Genomic DNA, 15,690 nt, shown 5'->3' with positions numbered 1-15,690 from the left:
AGTTGCGCGGCCTGATTTGACGCGGCCTGCCACTCCATAGAGTGTTTTTTAACCTTTTTTGACCCGTTTTTATCTGGGTTTACTGGCTATAGTCAAAGAGAGTACATTAGTAATGTAAGAAAATTACAAATATCCTGCAACGAGGAGAATAACATGGCGGTAACTAATACAGCCCAGGCAGCCCAGGCGTGTGATCTGGTGATTTTCGGCGCTAAGGGCGATTTAGCTCGTCGGAAACTGTTGCCTTCCCTTTACCAATTAGAGAAAGCGGGTCACATCCACCCTGATACTCGGATTATCGGCGTAGGCCGTGCCGACTGGGACAAAGACGCGTACACAGCCGTGGTAAGGGAAGCCCTCGATACCTTTATGAAAGAGACGCTGGATGATGAATTGTGGCAAAAACTCAGTTCTCGCCTCGACTTCTGTAATTTAGACGTCAATGACAGCAAACACTTTGCCAAATTGGGCAAAATGCTGGATCAAAAAAATCGGACAACCATCAACTACTTCGCGATGCCGCCGAATACCTTTGGCGCAATTTGTAAAGGATTGGGTGAAGCGGGGCTGAATAAAGAGCCTGCACGCGTGGTAATGGAAAAACCTTTGGGGAAAGATTTAGCTTCCTCACGGGTAATTAATGATCAGGTCGCTGAATATTTCAACGAATGCCAGGTTTACCGTATCGACCATTATTTAGGTAAAGAGACAGTATTGAATCTACTGGCTCTGCGTTTTGCCAACTCACTGTTTGCGTCGAATTGGGATAACCGCACCATTGATCATGTGCAGATTACGGTTGCAGAGGAAGTGGGGATTGAAGGGCGCTGGGGCTATTTTGATCAGGCCGGCCAGATGCGCGACATGATCCAGAACCACTTGCTGCAAATCCTAACCATGATTGCCATGTCACCACCGGCAGATTTGAGTACCGACCGTATTCGTGATGAAAAAGTGAAAGTGCTGCGCTCGCTGCGCCGTATTGATCACACCAATGTGCGCGAAACCACAGTTCGGGGTCAGTATACGGCCGGCTTTGTGCAGGGCAATAAAGTCCCGGGCTATCTGGAAGAAGAGGGGGCGAATAAGAGCAGCAATACTGAAACATTCGTTTCTATCCGGGTCGATATTGATGACTGGCGTTGGGCCGGTGTGCCGTTTTATCTGAGAACCGGTAAACGCTTGCCAAGCAAATGTTCTGAAGTGGTGGTGTACTTTAAAAACCCGGCGCTGAATCTGTTCCGTGAATCTTATCAGCAATTACCACAGAACAAACTGACCATCCGTTTGCAGCCAGATGAAGGCATCGAAATTGAAGTGCTGAATAAAGTGCCCGGTCTTGAGCATAAACACCGTCTGCAAACCACCAAGCTTGATCTCAGTTTCTCCAAAACCTTTAACGAGCAGCATATTGCGGATGCTTACGAACGTCTGCTGTTGGAGACGATGCGCGGTATTCAAGCCCTGTTTGTGCGCCGTGATGAGGTGGAGGAAGCTTGGAAGTGGGTTGATTCCATCATGGATGCGTGGGCTGCTGATAATGAGGCTCCAAAGCCTTATCAATCTGGGACATGGGGGCCGGTCGCCTCTGTTGCCATGATTACACGCGATGGCCGTTCATGGAATGAGTTCGAGTAACTATCCGTCATGGGGATTCCGTCATGGGGATTTGCTTAGTTGCCGCCTTCACGCAATTTGAATTATTTAGGATATAAACTATTTATTGCCCAATAACAGCGCCTACCTAAGCGCAATAATAAAGAGCCGTTAGCTGGCTCGCATTGTGATTCTTTATGGCGGGCGGAACCTTATCGTCAATGTTCTGCCAGCCATCTTTCAACTGACACCTTCGGGTGAGTCCATGCCAACCGGCATAAGTGGAGATAACAACGAATGAAAAGCTGGAAAATGAGCGCAGAGCAGGTAATGACCGCAGGCCCTGTCGTCCCGGTGATCGTGATAAATAAGATCGAGCAGGCGGTACCGCTAGCAAAAGCCCTGGTGGCTGGTGGTGTTCGGGTGCTGGAAGTGACGTTGCGCACCCCTTGTGCTGTTGAGGCTATCCGCGCTATTGCTAAAGAAGTCCCTGAGGCCATTGTGGGGGCGGGTACGGTGCTTAATCCGCAGCAACTGGCTGATGTGGTTGAAGCAGGTGCTCAATTTGCTATTAGCCCTGGGCTGACTGATGAACTTCTCAAAGCGGCAACTGAAGGTGATATTCCGTTGATCCCAGGAATAAGCACAGTTTCTGAACTGATGCTCGGCATGAGTTATGGCCTGCGTGAGTTTAAATTCTTCCCGGCAGAAGCTAATGGCGGTGTTAAAGCCTTGCAAGCTATCGGCGGCCCATTCTCTCAAGTTCGTTTCTGCCCAACAGGCGGTATCACACCGAATAACTATCGCGATTACCTGGCGCTGAAAAGCGTATTGTGTATCGGCGGTTCATGGTTGGTTCCTGCAGATGCGCTGGAAAACGGTGATTACGCCCGCATTACTGAATTAGCCAAACAAGCTGTAGCGGGCGCTACCGCATAAGTCGCTCTAACTCCATGAACTGCTGGGAGAACCCGGCAGTTATGCTGAATAAAAAACCTCTGCAATGCAGGGGTTTTGTTTTTTTAGAAAGACTAACTTATTATTTTTTAATCTCTTTTTATAAACTATTTATATAATTGATGGTTTGCTTTATAAAATTGACTGTGGTAAAAATACAGCAGTTAATTATTCCAATTTTATGAGGGTTTTAGGCGTATCACACTGGATTTGGCATACAAGAATGTAACCAAAACGTGTGTAGCTAAAAAAAAGAGATATATTATGATGAAAACTAATGGAATTACTTTCAAGCCTTCTACATCCCAACTCTTCCTGTCAGCCATTCTGGCCAGTGAGCATCACTGGTGCAGCGAGCTGTAGCGTCTTTCTTCTTCCGTAGTTAATAACTTTAACAAAAATTTATACGCCAAGTGAGTTTCTATTTCTTACGGCCTGCGCACGCCTATTCCCTGTGAATGGGGCGTCGAATTAGGATAACCGTAACAAATAGACCTTAGCGAGCATTTATGCGTGTTAGGAGAAGAATGATGATTTATTGGATATTTTTAGGTCTGGCGATTGTTGCTGAGATTATCGGCACATTATCAATGAAATACGCCAGTGTCAGTGGTGAGATGACCGGGCATATCGTGATGTATTTTATGATTACCGGCTCATATATATTGCTGGCGCTGGCGGTGAAGAAAGTCGCGTTAGGGGTGGCTTATGCTTTGTGGGAAGGGATTGGCATCCTGATTATTACTGTTTTCAGTGTGTTGTGGTTTGATGAAAGTTTATCGCCACTGAAAATTGCCGGTTTAGTGACGTTGATCGGCGGCATAATGTTAGTAAAATCAGGAACTCGTAAGCCAAAGAAACCAAACAGTCCGAGCCGAAATTCGGGTGAGCATCATGCAACAGCTTGAGTTTTATCATATTGCCTTTCTGATATTGGCGGTGATTCTGGAGATAATCGCCAATATTTTGCTGAAAATGTCAGATGGTTTTCGCCGGGTATGGTTGGGAATTTTATCATTGTTGTCAGTGCTAGGGGCATTCAGTGCTTTGGCGCAAGCGGTAAAAGGCATTGAATTATCAGTGGCTTATGCCTTGTGGGGCGGTTTCGGTATCGCCGCCACTGTGGCCGCGGGTTGGATTTTGTTCAATCAGCGGCTGAATTATAAAGGCTGGATTGGCCTGATTTTGTTACTGGCAGGAATGGTAATGATAAAGCTATCCTAATCTGGAGTCTGGCGGGGCGACTGCACCGATGGGCGCTCCGGCGACTTTCGTCGCTACGACCCATTCGGTACATTTCCCCACCTATTCATTTTGTGATTAGTTTGAGACAAACCAAGGAAATTTAGCGGCTAATCAAATAGCCGCAATGATTTTGATTTCAACTTTATACTTCGGATTCATTAGCTTAGCTTCGACTGTGCAGCGTACCGGTGCATTGCCATCAACTACCCAAGCATCCCACGCGGCATTCATTGCCGCGAAGTCGGCCTGATCAGCCAAAAAGATAGTCGCATCCAAAATACGGCCTTTATCTGAACCGAGCTGATTCAGCATCATATCAATGGCCGCCAGTGTGTTTGCTGTCTGCGCTGTGGTGTCTGCATCCAGATTTTCCGGAACGCTGGTGTAATAGATTGTGTTGCTGAATACAACTGCGTCCGACCAACGTTTTTCTGGATTAATGCGCTCAATACTCATTTTCACTCCCTTGTGTGAATGTCAATTTCTATCAGGGTAGCATAGCTTGCCGCGAGAATGTGTGGTCGCCGGCTCTTAGGCTTGGCATAATCACCGCTGATTTCGCCCGGAAGAGAAAGTGTGACAGACGATTTTGCAACAGACGGCGCATTAGCGCAGGCCATTACAGGTTTTAATCCCCGAGAGTCTCAGCGCCAAATGGCTGCGGCCATCAGTGAATCTATTGATGCCAAACAACAACTAGTGGTTGAGGCCGGTACGGGTACCGGTAAAACATTTGCTTATTTGGCACCCGCGTTACGGGCTGATTGCAAAGTCATTATCTCCACCGGCTCCAAAGCATTGCAGGATCAACTGTATTCCCGCGATCTGCCCACTGTCGCTACCGCCTTAAAATATAAAGGAAAGTTGGCGTTACTCAAAGGCCGATCAAACTACCTGTGTCTGGAGCGGCTTGAGCAGCAATCACTGGCGGGCGGCGAATTAGCCAGTGAAACATTAGTGGATTTAGTGCGCTTACGTGGTTGGTCGGCAGAAACCGTTGACGGGGATATCAGCACTTGTGGTGAAGTTGCAGAAGACAGTTTTGTCTGGCCGCTAGTGACCAGCACCAATGATAATTGTCTGGGCAGTGATTGCCCGCTGTATAAAGAGTGCTTCGTGGTGAAAGCCCGCCGCCGGGCGATGGATGCTGACGTGGTGGTGGTTAACCACCATTTATTCCTGGCGGATATGGTGGTGAAAGAGAGTGGCTTTGCAGAGCTTATCCCCACCGCCGATGTGATGATTTTCGATGAGGCCCATCAAATACCTGATATTGCCAGCCAATATTTCGGCCAGCAATTGACCAGCAGGCAACTGATGGATCTGGCGAAAGATATCATTATTGCTTATCGCACTGAAGTGCGTGACTCGGCGCAATTGCAAAAAAGTGCTGACCGGTTGACACAAAGTACCCAAGATTTTCGTTTGGTGCTGGGAGATCCCGGTTATCGCGGTAATCTGCGCGATGTGATGGAGCAACCTGCTATTCAGCGGGCGCTGTTGTTGCTCGATGATGCGCTGGAACTGTGCTACGACGTGATGAAGCTTTCACTGGGGCGCAGCGCCATGTTGGATGCGGCCTTTGAGCGGGCGACGGTGTATCGCAACCGCCTGAAAAGATTAAAAGATGTCTTCACCCCCGGTTACAGTTATTGGTATGAATGTAATTCACGGCATTTTGTGCTGGCGCTCACGCCACTGTCCGTTTCTGACCGCTTTCGCGAGTTAATCGAAGAAAAACCCGGAACCTGGATTTTCACCTCGGCCACTCTGTCGGTGAATGACCAATTATCACATTTCACCTCACGGCTGGGGCTGACCAACGCCAAAACGCTGTTACTGCCCAGCCCGTTTGATTATGCCAATCAAGCATTATTGTGTGTGCCGCGTAACTTGCCCTCCGCCAATGAGCCGGGGGCGGCACGCAAACTGGCGGTGATGCTAAAGCCCTTGATTGATGCTAACAAAGGGCGATGTTTCTTCCTGTGTACCTCGCACCAGATGATGCGCGGGTTGGCCGAAGAGTTCCGTGCCAGCATGACATTGCCGGTATTGGTGCAAGGGGAAACCAGCAAAGGGCAACTGCTGGCGCAGTTTGTGGCGGCGGGTAATGCGCTGTTGGTGGCGACTAGCAGCTTTTGGGAAGGGGTCGATGTGCGCGGTGATGCCCTGTCTTGCGTTATTATCGACAAACTGCCGTTTACCTCGCCGGATGACCCTTTGTTGAAAGCGCGTATTGAAGATTGCCGTCTGCGCGGCGGCGATCCGTTCAATGACGTGCAATTACCCGATGCAGTGATAACTCTGAAGCAAGGTGTCGGGCGTTTGATTCGTGATATTGATGATCGCGGTGTGCTGGTCATTTGCGATAACCGGCTGGTAATGCGCCCTTATGGCGCGATGTTCCTCAATAGCTTACCACCCGCACCCCGAACCCGTGATTTGGCGAAAGCTATCGCTTTTCTCAAACAGCGTGATTGAGGGAAAAGCGAGGAGAGGTGTGCTATCATGCGCGCCCTGTGTTGAATTCATTTTCCTTTCCTGCCGAGGTTGGCATGTCCACGCGAATTTTAGCGATCGATACCGCAACAGAAGCTTGTTCTGTCGCACTCTGGAACAATGGCGAAGTTCAGGCCATATTTGAGCTTTGTCCACGAGAACATACCCAACGAATTTTACCGATGGTGCAGCAAGTGCTGGCGGAGTCGGGCTTATCACTGCAACAACTCGATGCACTGGCTTTTGGTCGCGGTCCTGGCAGTTTTACCGGTGTAAGAATTGGTATTGGGATTGGTCAGGGGCTGGCATTGGGCGCTGATTTACCGATGATTGGCGTTTCTACCTTGCAAACCATGGCTCAGGGGGCGTTTCGTTTGACGGGGAGCACCCGCGTATTAGCGGCGATAGATGCGCGCATGGGCGAGGTTTATTGGGGCGAGTTTGAGCGCAATGACCAAGGGCAGTGGCGCGGCGACGCGAGTGAAGCGGTGATGACACCGCCACAAGCGCTGGAGCATGCTCAAGCATTGAGTGGCACTTGGGCCACTGTGGGCACCGGCTGGCAGACGTATCCTGACCTGATTAGCGGCAGCGGTATGGTGCTGACTGACGGTGAAATAACCTTGCCGCATGCTGAAGATATGTTGCCGTTGGCGTTATCATCATGGGCGAATGGGCAGGTTGTCCGTGTAGAAAATGCTGAGCCAGTCTACCTGCGCAATGAAGTGACTTGGAAAAAACTGCCGGGCCGCTAGAACTGGCCAATATCGCGGTAGCTTGAAATATTTAACAACTTATCATCCTGATGAGAGTCTAAAATATTAAGATAGCGATAGGATAAGGAGCAGCATGCTATGGCGATAAACACATCAACAGCTCAATCTACCCAGAACAGAAGTCGTAAATGGCGCTATGGCTGGCTAGGATTGAGCGCTTTGCTACTTTCCGGCTGTGTCACGATCCCACCGGCGATTCAGGGCACGACCGCGACACCGCAGCAAAATCTTAACTTGGTTCGCACTGATCCCAAGGTTTTTATTGGTCAGGAAGCACGTTTTGGTGGAACAGTGATTAGTGTGACCAACGAAGCGCATCGCACCCGGCTTGAAATTGCCAGTGTGCCGTTAGATTCGGGGGCCAGACCTATTTTGGGCGAACCTTCACAGGGCCGAGTCATTGCTTATGTGAATGGTTTCCTTGAACCCGTCGATTTCCGTGGGCATCTTGTCACTGTTGTTGGGCCAATTACCGGTGTTGAAGCGGGTAAAATTGGCCAGACACCTTATGATTTCGTGGTAATGAATGCCACGGGCTATAAGCGCTGGCATATTGAGCAGCAAGTGTTAATGCCACCCATGATGGACCCTTGGGGTTATCGTCACCCCGGAATGTGGGGGCCAGGATGGGGTGGTTGGTACAATCCAGGGCCAGCACCGATACAAACCATTGTGACGGAGTAGTGAGAGAGTTCCATGGCTGTTGGGCGATATAGACTATAGGGTTAATCGAGAAGGGCGCTGAATTCAGCGCCCTTTTACATTTGCTTTAGGTTGCGTGGATGTAAAAGTTATTTATGATCAGTTAGTTAGGTTGTAAATGTTATTCGGTCAGATTAATACATTGATTTTGTTGTTATTTTTTCCATCAGCATTAACTGGCTTGATTATTTTTATGATCTCAGCGCCAAAAAATAGTGATGTATATCCCAACCTCAAAATTGTTTAAAAGCAAACTGGTAAGCTGAGTTAAAATATTGTTAAAGTTCTGGTGTAAATAAGTTTGCCAGCCTATCTGGTGACTCATAATAATTTCAGGAGCGCTACCTTGGAAAAAGTATGGCTAAAGCGATACCCGGCAGATGTCCCCGCAGAAATTGACCCGGATCGCTATTCTTCTTTGGTGGAAATGTTTGAGAATGCCGCGTTGCGTTATGCGGACCAACCTGCGTTTATCAATATGGGGGAGGTGATGACCTTCCGTAAGCTGGAAGAGCGTAGCCGTGCTTTCGCCGCCTATCTACAGCAAGGTCTGGGATTGCAAAAAGGCGATCGCGTTGCATTGATGATGCCTAACCTGCTGCAATATCCTATTGCTTTGTTTGGTATTCTGCGTGCTGGCATGGTTGTGGTGAATGTTAACCCACTGTATACCCCACGAGAGCTGGAGCATCAGCTCAATGATAGTGGCGCAGCGGCTATCGTTATTGTTTCCAACTTTGCCCATACATTGGAAAAAATCGTGTTTAAGACCCAAGTTAAGCACGTTATTTTAACGCGTATGGGCGATCAGTTGTCGACGGCGAAAGGGACACTGGTCAATTTCGTGGTGAAATACATCAAGCGGCTGGTGCCAAAATACTATTTGCCCGATGCCATTTCATTCCGCACGGCCTTACAGAAAGGCCGCCGCATGCAATATGTGAAGCCGGATGTCATCAATACAGATATGGCATTCTTGCAATATACCGGCGGCACTACTGGCGTGGCGAAAGGGGCAATGTTGACCCATCGTAACATGCAATCGAACCTGGAACAGGCTAAAGCGGCCTATGCACCATTGTTACTACCAGGCCATGAGCTGGTGGTGACGGCGCTACCGCTCTATCACATTTTTGCGTTGACCATGAACTGCCTGCTATTTATCGAACTGGGCGGCCGCAGTTTATTGATAACTAACCCGCGTGATATACCGGGCATGGTGAAAGAGCTCAGTCGCTACCCATTCACGGCGATGACCGGGGTAAACACATTATTTAATGCGCTGTTAAATAATGAGGAATTCACCAAATTAGACTTCTCCACTTTGCGCCTTTCTGTCGGCGGCGGGATGCCGGTACAGAAAGCTGTGGCCGAAAAGTGGGAAAAGTTGACCGGGAAACATTTACTGGAAGGCTATGGTTTAACCGAGTGTTCGCCGTTAGTCACTGGCAACCCTTATGATTTGAAACATTACAGCGGCAGTATTGGCCTGCCTGTACCCTCTACCGATGTTCGGCTGGTTGATGATGAGGGTAACGAGGTTGCTTTGGGTGAGCCGGGCGAACTGTGGGTGCGTGGGCCTCAAGTTATGTTAGGCTATTGGCAGCGGCCCGAAGCGACCGATGAAGTCCTAAAACAGGGATGGCTGGCAACAGGTGATATCGCGACGATAGATGAACAAGGTTTCTTGCGAATTGTTGACCGCAAAAAGGATATGATTCTGGTTTCCGGTTTTAACGTCTACCCCAATGAGATTGAAGATGTGGTGGCGTTACATGCGAAAGTGCTGGAGTCTGCGGTGGTAGGGGTGCCTAATGAGGTTTCCGGTGAGACAGTAAAATTGTTTGTCGTGAAAAAAGATGCCACATTGACGCAGGAAGAGTTGCTAACCCATTGCCGCCGCTACCTCACAGGGTATAAAGTACCGAAAATAGTAGAGTTCCGTGACGAGTTGCCGAAATCGAATGTCGGTAAAATTTTGCGTCGGGAACTGCGTGACGAACAGGTTAAGGCTAAAGCCAGCGAGCAAAACGCGGCTTAACTTAATATGAGAGTCACTCAATCATCATCAACAACGCCGGTTATCACCGGCGTTGTTGTGTTTGCCATAGCACTAACGACTTATAGAGAATCACGTTTTGAATTATCAGTTGATCACGACCGACAGTGCCTTGCAGCAGGTCTGCGAACAAGCCCGAACACATGCCCATGTTGCGCTGGATACAGAGTTTGTCAGAACCCGCACCTACTATCCTCAGTTGGGCCTGATTCAACTGTATGACGGTGAACAACTTTCACTCATTGATCCTTTGCCCATTACGCAGTGGCAACCTTTCCGTGAGTTGCTGCAAGATTTGAATGTGGTTAAATATCTGCATGCGGGTAGTGAAGATCTCGAAGTCTTTTTAAATGCCTTTGAAATAATGCCCACGCCGATGATTGATACCCAGGTATTGGCCGCATTTTCTGGCCGTTCATTATCTTGTGGTTTTGCCATGTTGGTGAATGAGTTTGAAGGTATCGAATTAGATAAAAGTGAATCTCGGACCGATTGGATTGCTCGGCCTCTGAGTGAAAAACAGTGTGATTATGCCGCTGCGGACGTATTTTATTTGTTGCCGTTGGCCGCTAAATTGGTTGAGGCGACCGAAGCTGCCGGGCGTATGGACGCCGCTATTGACGAGTGTGAGCTGTTGTGTCGCCGTCGCAGTGAAACACTCGACCCTGAATTAGCTTATCGCGAAATCACCAATGCCTGGCAGTTGCGTGGCCGTCAGTTGGCTTGTCTGCAAAAGCTGGCGTCATGGCGCTTGCGTCAAGCTCGTGAGCGCGACCTGGCGGTGAACTTTGTTGTTCGCGAAGAGAACCTATGGCAAGTTGCCCGTTATCAGCCAACCTCGCTGGGTGAGCTGGACTCACTAGGTTTAAGTGGGCAGGAGATTCGCTATCATGGCCGCACCTTGCTGGCGCTGGTGGCTGAAGGTAATGCCGTCCCTGAGGATCAACTGCCGCCACCGGTTATTAATCTGATTGATCAGCCGGGTTACAAGAAAGTCTTTAAAGATATTAAAGCACTTATTGCCTCTGTTAGTGAGCGCAGCGGGCTAAGCAGTGAGTTACTGGCATCACGCCGCCAAATAAACCAATTACTCAGTTGGCATTGGAAATTGAAATTAACAGAAACTCAGCCTGAATTATTAAGTGGTTGGCGCGGTGAATTATTGTCGCCAGCATTGACTGAGATTTTACAGCAATATTAATGGATATTCAGGGTGGGGGAGACTTCACTCTGGGTGTTTGAGTTTTAATTTATCACTCGTTTATAAATAGCCCAAATAGAGAAGAAGAATGATCTTATCCTGGTGGGTATATTTATAGTGGATGAATATAACGAGAATATGACTGGATATATATACAGTCAACTAAAAAACTACCCCTGTAAATAAATACAGGGGATAGTTATTGCGAAGAAATCATTTAGGCGTTTCTTCCGTTTCCGGTAATGTCACGTTAAGTTCAAGCACCGAAATATCATCTCCTTTCTGCTCAAATTGCACATGCAGCATTTCAGGATCGATCTGAATATATTTACAAATAACCGCCAAAATATCGCGTTTCAAGTCAGGCAAATAATGGGGCTCACTGTCCCCACGACGACGCTCAGCGACGATAATTTGCAGCCGTTCCTTGGCTATATTGGCTGTCGGTTTTTTGCGGGACAGAAAAAAGTCTAACAAAGCCATGGTTTATCCCCCAAAAAGGCGTTTCAGGAAGCCCTTCTTCTCTTCTTCAATGAAGCGGAAGGGGCGTTCTTCTCCTAGCAAACGGTCAACGGTATCGTCATAAGCTTTACCGGCATCTGACTCTTTGTCCAGAATCACAGGCTCACCTTGGTTCGAGGCGCGCAGTACTGACTGATCTTCTGGAATAACGCCAACCAGTGGGATCCTCAGAATATCGAGGACATCTTCCATGCTAAGCATATCGCCGCGATTAACACGCCCTGGATTGTAGCGGGTCAACAGCAGATGTTCTTTAATTGGTTCCTGGCCTCTCTCTGCTCGGCGCGACTTGGATGACAATATGCCAAGGATACGGTCTGAGTCACGGACTGAGGAAACTTCAGGGTTAGTGGTGATGACGGCTTCGTCAGCAAAATACAGCGCCATCAACGCGCCGCTTTCAATACCCGCCGGCGAATCACATACCACGAACTCGAAATTCATTTCGCCAAGATCGTTTAAAATCTTTTCAACACCCTCTTTGGTCAGGGCGTCTTTGTCTCGGGTCTGAGAGGCGGGCAGAATATACAAATTATCTGTGCGCTTATCTTTTATTAATGCCTGGTTCAAGGTTGCATCACCTTGAATCACATTAACAAAATCGTAAACTACCCGGCGTTCACATCCCATAATCAAGTCCAGGTTCCGTAGACCGATATCGAAATCGATAACAACGGTTTTTTTACCTTTTTGGGCCAAGCCGGTTGCGATAGCCGCGCTTGATGTGGTCTTGCCAACGCCCCCTTTACCCGATGTAACAACAATAATGCGTGCCATGAAATGGATTCCTTGTCAAAAGGGCTTAATTTAAAGGTTGTATAGTTAATGCGTTATCCAGCAGATGCAAACGCGCAGCTTGACCAACATAACTACTGGGGATCTGGTCACTCAACCAGTACTGTCCTGCGATAGAGACTAGTTCAGCCCCCAGATGCGTGCAAAAAATCTGGCACTGCGCATCACCGGATGCACCTGCTAGCGCACGACCTCGCATCATTCCATAGATGTGAATATTGCCGTCGGCAATTAATTCAGCTCCGGCGCTGACACTGCTGATAACAATCAAATCGCAATTGCGGGCATAAATCTGTTGGCCGGAACGGACAGGCGTGTTGATAATTCGTGTCTTGGTAGGAACATTTTCCGGCGGGCTGATAACTGGCTCTGGTGCCACTTTCTGGCCTTTACCTTCGCTCAGTAACGGCAAACCTGCCCGTGCTATTGCACGTTTTTGACGTTCATCCTGACAACCACTGATGCCAACAATACGCAGACCCGCTGAAGTGACAGCCTGTTGGAGATCTTTCCAGTTAGCACCGTTAGGTAACGTTGCAACGTTAATCACAACAGGGGCGTTTTTCAGGAAAGCAGGCGCTTGTTCTACCTTTTCCTGTAATGCCTGACGGATTACCTCCGGTCGTGAATCATGTAAATGAATGACCGATAGGGTAAAACTACTGCCTTTTAACTCAATTGGCGATTGTGACATCTATCCTGACTCAGTTTCAGCTGCGTTAATCCCCGAAATATCATTCGAGGTACAATATTCTGATGTTCCCAAGCATGTTATAGGTAATATAAAAAGAAATCTATCCGTATCAATATATTGAAACTATAACGCCATAATGACGCCAAACTTGCCAGAAATTACAGCATAACTTCTGCTTATTCGCTAGCCCCGACCAGCTTATATTTGGTGTATATCACTGACGTGATTGAGTTGTGTATTTTTTCAGCAATAAAGTTGGCTTTATGTCAGTACGGCGTCGCCCATAAAAACCATTAATTTCTATCAAATGTGGTCATTTTTTATCAAGTGAAGTTGTTTTTTATAAAATGCGGTCATGGTAGACCATTATTATGGCTTTTAAGATGGCGATGAAATGGGAAATGGAATGTGGCTATTATTGGTTCAGTGAAATACCTCGCAATATTATTTCGGAGCAATCTCACTCAATACATTGTCAGTCCCAATACATTGTCAATTTGCACAGTATGTCGAGAAAATGGATGCGTCATAAAACTCAGGATTTTTTTCTTTTACTATAAGCGACATGAATCAATGTTATATTTAATGATTGTATATTGAGAATGATAATCATTTTGTGATATTTTGGCTTTCTGCATCAGCTAATCTAAAGGAAGTCAATGATGAAAAGGAATTTCGTCCCATTATCATTTATCTGTGTTATTGCCCTATCAACCCCTTTTCGCGCCGGGGCTGATTTTAGCTATCACGCTGAATTGCCAAAAGATAGTCAGGTTTCTACCGATTACTTAGAAAAACGCAAAGCGCTGCGAGGGGCGGCTCATGATGCTGAATCATGGCAACGGCAATTAGATGAGGAAAAAGCGCGAATGGATGCTGATGTCGCCAGGAATGAAAAAGAAAAACAGATGAAATGCCAACAGCAAGAACATCAACCCCGTCCGCGAGTGGATAATGCCAGGAATTCCTATTTAGCCCCAGATCCCTGTGCTGCCAGGATAGGCATCGATATCCCCGTCTATTGATATCTCAGATATGTGATATAGCCTGGCGTGTTATAATCATCAGCCATACCCGTCATACTTCAAGCTGCATGTGCGTTGGTTGCTTTCGTTCACCCCAGTCACTTACTTGAGTAAACTTCTGGGGGGCACTCAATTGCCGCCTTCCTGCAACTCGAATTATTTAGGGTATATTACCCTTGAATTTATCGACTAGAGTCCAGAACATGCTTTGTGCTATCTACAGAAGCCCGAAACGGGATCAAACTTACCTTTATATTGAAAAGAAAGATGATTTTTCGAGAGTGCCCGCTGAGTTACTCGCCAGTTTTGGTCAACCGCAATTTGCGATGCTGCTTTCACTCAATGAGCGAAAAAGCTTGGCAACGGCGGATATTGAAAAAGTGAAGAACGCGCTCGTTGATCAGGGCTTTTATCTGCAAGTCCCGCCGCCACCAGAAAGTTTGCTGAAAATGCATTTGGGTGAAACGAAAGGCTAGTTTTCTCGCTGGCGATGGCTCTATAAAGGAACGCGTCGATGAAATTGTCTATGATCACAGTCGCCATTGCGGCTGTAATATCTATGGGGTGTGCCAAAAAGAACACCGCTGCTCCAATGCAACCACAAGCTGCTGCATTGCCATCTGTACCGAGCCCAGCCCCTGCCGCCAATAGCAAACAAATGTTATCCGAACAGGGGCGGGATCCGGCGCAATTTCCTGCTTATGTTGAACAATTGAAATCCCAGGCCCGCGCGAAGGGGATCAGTGACGCCACGTTGGATATCGCTTTCGCCAATATTCATTTTGTTGACCGGGTTATTCAATCGGATCGTAACCAGTTAGAAAAAAAAGTCACATTGGATGACTACCTCGCCAAAGTTCTGACCCCGAGTAAAATAGCGCAGGGCAAAGAAATTTATCAGCGCTATCAGCCGCAGTTATCGCCCGTGGCTGCGCGCTATGGCGTGCCGGAACGCTACATTGTGGCACTGTGGGGAATGGAAAGTGGCTTTGGTAAAATTCAAGGTAAAGAAGATGTGATTTCGGCTTTGTCGACATTGGCATTTGAAGGGCGGCGCGAGGCATTTTTCACCAAAGAGCTGATGGCCGCACTGGAGATAATTCAACAAGGTCGCGTGGAAGATCCGCAATTGAAAGGGTCTTGGGCCGGAGCCATGGGGCAAAGCCAGTTTATGCCCAGTTCTTTCCTGACCTATGGGGCTGATGGCGATGGCGACGGAAAAGTCGATATTTGGAATAATATTGATGATGTATTTGCTTCAACCGCTAACTATCTGTCTACTGAGGGATGGAAACCGGGCATGGATTGGGGTCAGGAAGCTCAGTTGCCTGAGGGCTTCAATGTTGCACTTGCCGGTTTGAAAGAGAGACAAGCCAAAACAGTCACACAATGGCGGCAGCTTGGCGTTATCCCTAAAGGCAGTGTGGCTAACCCTGATTTGCGTGCTTGGGTGATTGTGCCCGATGATGTTCAAGGGCGCGCGTTTCTGGTTTATGATAATTTCCGAACCATAATGCACTGGAACCGTTCTTACTATTTCGCCATCAGCATTGGTATGATGGCGGATAGCATTAGTCAATAATGCCCGCGGTGTAGTGTCTATCAGGATGTAAATTCAA

At 47.8% G+C, this 15,690-nt stretch carries 16 protein-coding genes; 12 read left to right on the top strand and 4 right to left on the bottom strand.

Annotation, left to right across the window (positions count from 1 at the left end; all coding sequences use genetic code 11):
- The first annotated feature begins 153 nt into the window (after window positions 1–153).
- The 4 genes from zwf to mdtI all read left to right on the top strand — a co-directional run bounded on the left by zwf (window position 154) and on the right by mdtI (window position 3,777).
- A complete protein-coding gene (gene zwf / locus FTA91_RS16905) occupies window positions 154–1,638 on the top strand; it encodes a glucose-6-phosphate dehydrogenase (protein ID WP_004390690.1) in 1,485 nt (494 codons plus the stop codon).
- Between the two features lie 255 nt (window positions 1,639–1,893).
- Entirely contained in the window at window positions 1,894–2,535 is a 642-nt protein-coding gene (locus tag FTA91_RS16900) for a bifunctional 4-hydroxy-2-oxoglutarate aldolase/2-dehydro-3-deoxy-phosphogluconate aldolase (protein WP_050113508.1), read from the top strand.
- A 548-nt stretch (window positions 2,536–3,083) separates the two neighbouring features.
- Window positions 3,084–3,461 (top strand): multidrug/spermidine efflux SMR transporter subunit MdtJ, encoded by a 378-nt coding sequence (gene mdtJ, locus FTA91_RS16895; RefSeq protein WP_050113509.1) that lies wholly within the window; start codon window positions 3,084–3,086, stop codon window positions 3,459–3,461.
- Entirely contained in the window at window positions 3,448–3,777 is a 330-nt protein-coding gene (gene mdtI / locus FTA91_RS16890; protein ID WP_005163022.1) for a multidrug/spermidine efflux SMR transporter subunit MdtI, read from the top strand. The genes mdtJ and mdtI overlap by 14 nt, the downstream gene beginning before the upstream one ends.
- 132 nt (window positions 3,778–3,909) lie before the next feature.
- On the opposite strand, the gene FTA91_RS16885 is transcribed toward mdtI, so the two are convergent.
- Complete coding sequence (locus FTA91_RS16885) at window positions 3,910–4,254, bottom strand: RidA family protein (protein WP_145535660.1); 345 nt, start codon at window positions 4,252–4,254, stop codon at window positions 3,910–3,912.
- 120 nt (window positions 4,255–4,374) lie between these two features.
- Between FTA91_RS16885 and FTA91_RS16880 the strand changes: the two genes are divergently transcribed.
- The 5 genes from FTA91_RS16880 to rnd all read left to right on the top strand — a co-directional run bounded on the left by FTA91_RS16880 (window position 4,375) and on the right by rnd (window position 11,035).
- Window positions 4,375–6,279: an ATP-dependent DNA helicase gene (locus tag FTA91_RS16880; RefSeq protein ID WP_050113512.1), complete on the top strand. Its 1,905-nt coding sequence runs from the start codon at window positions 4,375–4,377 to the stop codon at window positions 6,277–6,279.
- Between the two features lie 74 nt (window positions 6,280–6,353).
- Entirely contained in the window at window positions 6,354–7,052 is a 699-nt protein-coding gene (gene tsaB, locus FTA91_RS16875; protein WP_050113583.1) for a tRNA (adenosine(37)-N6)-threonylcarbamoyltransferase complex dimerization subunit type 1 TsaB, read from the top strand.
- A gap of 99 nt (window positions 7,053–7,151) precedes the next feature.
- Complete coding sequence (locus FTA91_RS16870; protein WP_050113513.1) at window positions 7,152–7,757, top strand: Slp family lipoprotein; 606 nt, start codon at window positions 7,152–7,154, stop codon at window positions 7,755–7,757.
- A gap of 364 nt (window positions 7,758–8,121) precedes the next feature.
- Window positions 8,122–9,816 carry a long-chain-fatty-acid--CoA ligase FadD gene (gene fadD, locus FTA91_RS16865; RefSeq protein ID WP_145583659.1) on the top strand — a complete coding sequence of 565 codons (1,695 nt, stop codon included), beginning with the start codon at window positions 8,122–8,124 and terminating at the stop codon, window positions 9,814–9,816.
- 97 nt (window positions 9,817–9,913) lie between these two features.
- Window positions 9,914–11,035, top strand: coding sequence for a ribonuclease D (gene rnd / locus FTA91_RS16860; protein WP_050113515.1), 1,122 nt, complete (start codon window positions 9,914–9,916; stop codon window positions 11,033–11,035).
- Window positions 11,036–11,248: 213 nt separating this feature from the next.
- On the opposite strand, the gene minE is transcribed toward rnd, so the two are convergent.
- The 3 genes from minE to minC are packed head-to-tail and all read right to left on the bottom strand — an operon-like array spanning window position 11,249 to window position 13,046.
- Window positions 11,249–11,518, bottom strand: coding sequence for a cell division topological specificity factor MinE (minE, locus tag FTA91_RS16855; protein WP_002211180.1), 270 nt, complete (start codon window positions 11,516–11,518; stop codon window positions 11,249–11,251).
- 3 nt (window positions 11,519–11,521) lie between these two features.
- Window positions 11,522–12,334, bottom strand: coding sequence for a septum site-determining protein MinD (gene minD / locus FTA91_RS16850; RefSeq protein ID WP_004390679.1), 813 nt, complete (start codon window positions 12,332–12,334; stop codon window positions 11,522–11,524).
- Window positions 12,335–12,359: 25 nt separating this feature from the next.
- Window positions 12,360–13,046 (bottom strand): septum site-determining protein MinC, encoded by a 687-nt coding sequence (gene minC, locus FTA91_RS16845; protein WP_050113516.1) that lies wholly within the window; start codon window positions 13,044–13,046, stop codon window positions 12,360–12,362.
- Window positions 13,047–13,708: 662 nt separating this feature from the next.
- On the opposite strand from minC, the gene FTA91_RS16840 reads away from it, so the two are divergent.
- The 3 genes from FTA91_RS16840 (at window position 13,709) to FTA91_RS16830 (ending at window position 15,653) form a co-directional block, all read left to right on the top strand.
- Complete coding sequence (locus FTA91_RS16840; RefSeq protein ID WP_050113517.1) at window positions 13,709–14,071, top strand: hypothetical protein; 363 nt, start codon at window positions 13,709–13,711, stop codon at window positions 14,069–14,071.
- Between the two features lie 203 nt (window positions 14,072–14,274).
- Complete coding sequence (locus FTA91_RS16835) at window positions 14,275–14,547, top strand: YcgL domain-containing protein (protein ID WP_050113518.1); 273 nt, start codon at window positions 14,275–14,277, stop codon at window positions 14,545–14,547.
- Window positions 14,548–14,585: 38 nt separating this feature from the next.
- Complete coding sequence (locus FTA91_RS16830; RefSeq protein WP_186377379.1) at window positions 14,586–15,653, top strand: lytic murein transglycosylase; 1,068 nt, start codon at window positions 14,586–14,588, stop codon at window positions 15,651–15,653.
- Window positions 15,654–15,690: the final 37 nt, after the last annotated feature.

The sequence above is a fragment of the Yersinia thracica genome (assembly GCF_902170565.1).
Classification (GTDB): Bacteria; Pseudomonadota; Gammaproteobacteria; order Enterobacterales; family Enterobacteriaceae; genus Yersinia; species Yersinia thracica.
The sequence above is the reverse complement of the archived record's forward strand: the minus strand, read 5'-3'. Positions and strand labels throughout refer to the sequence as shown.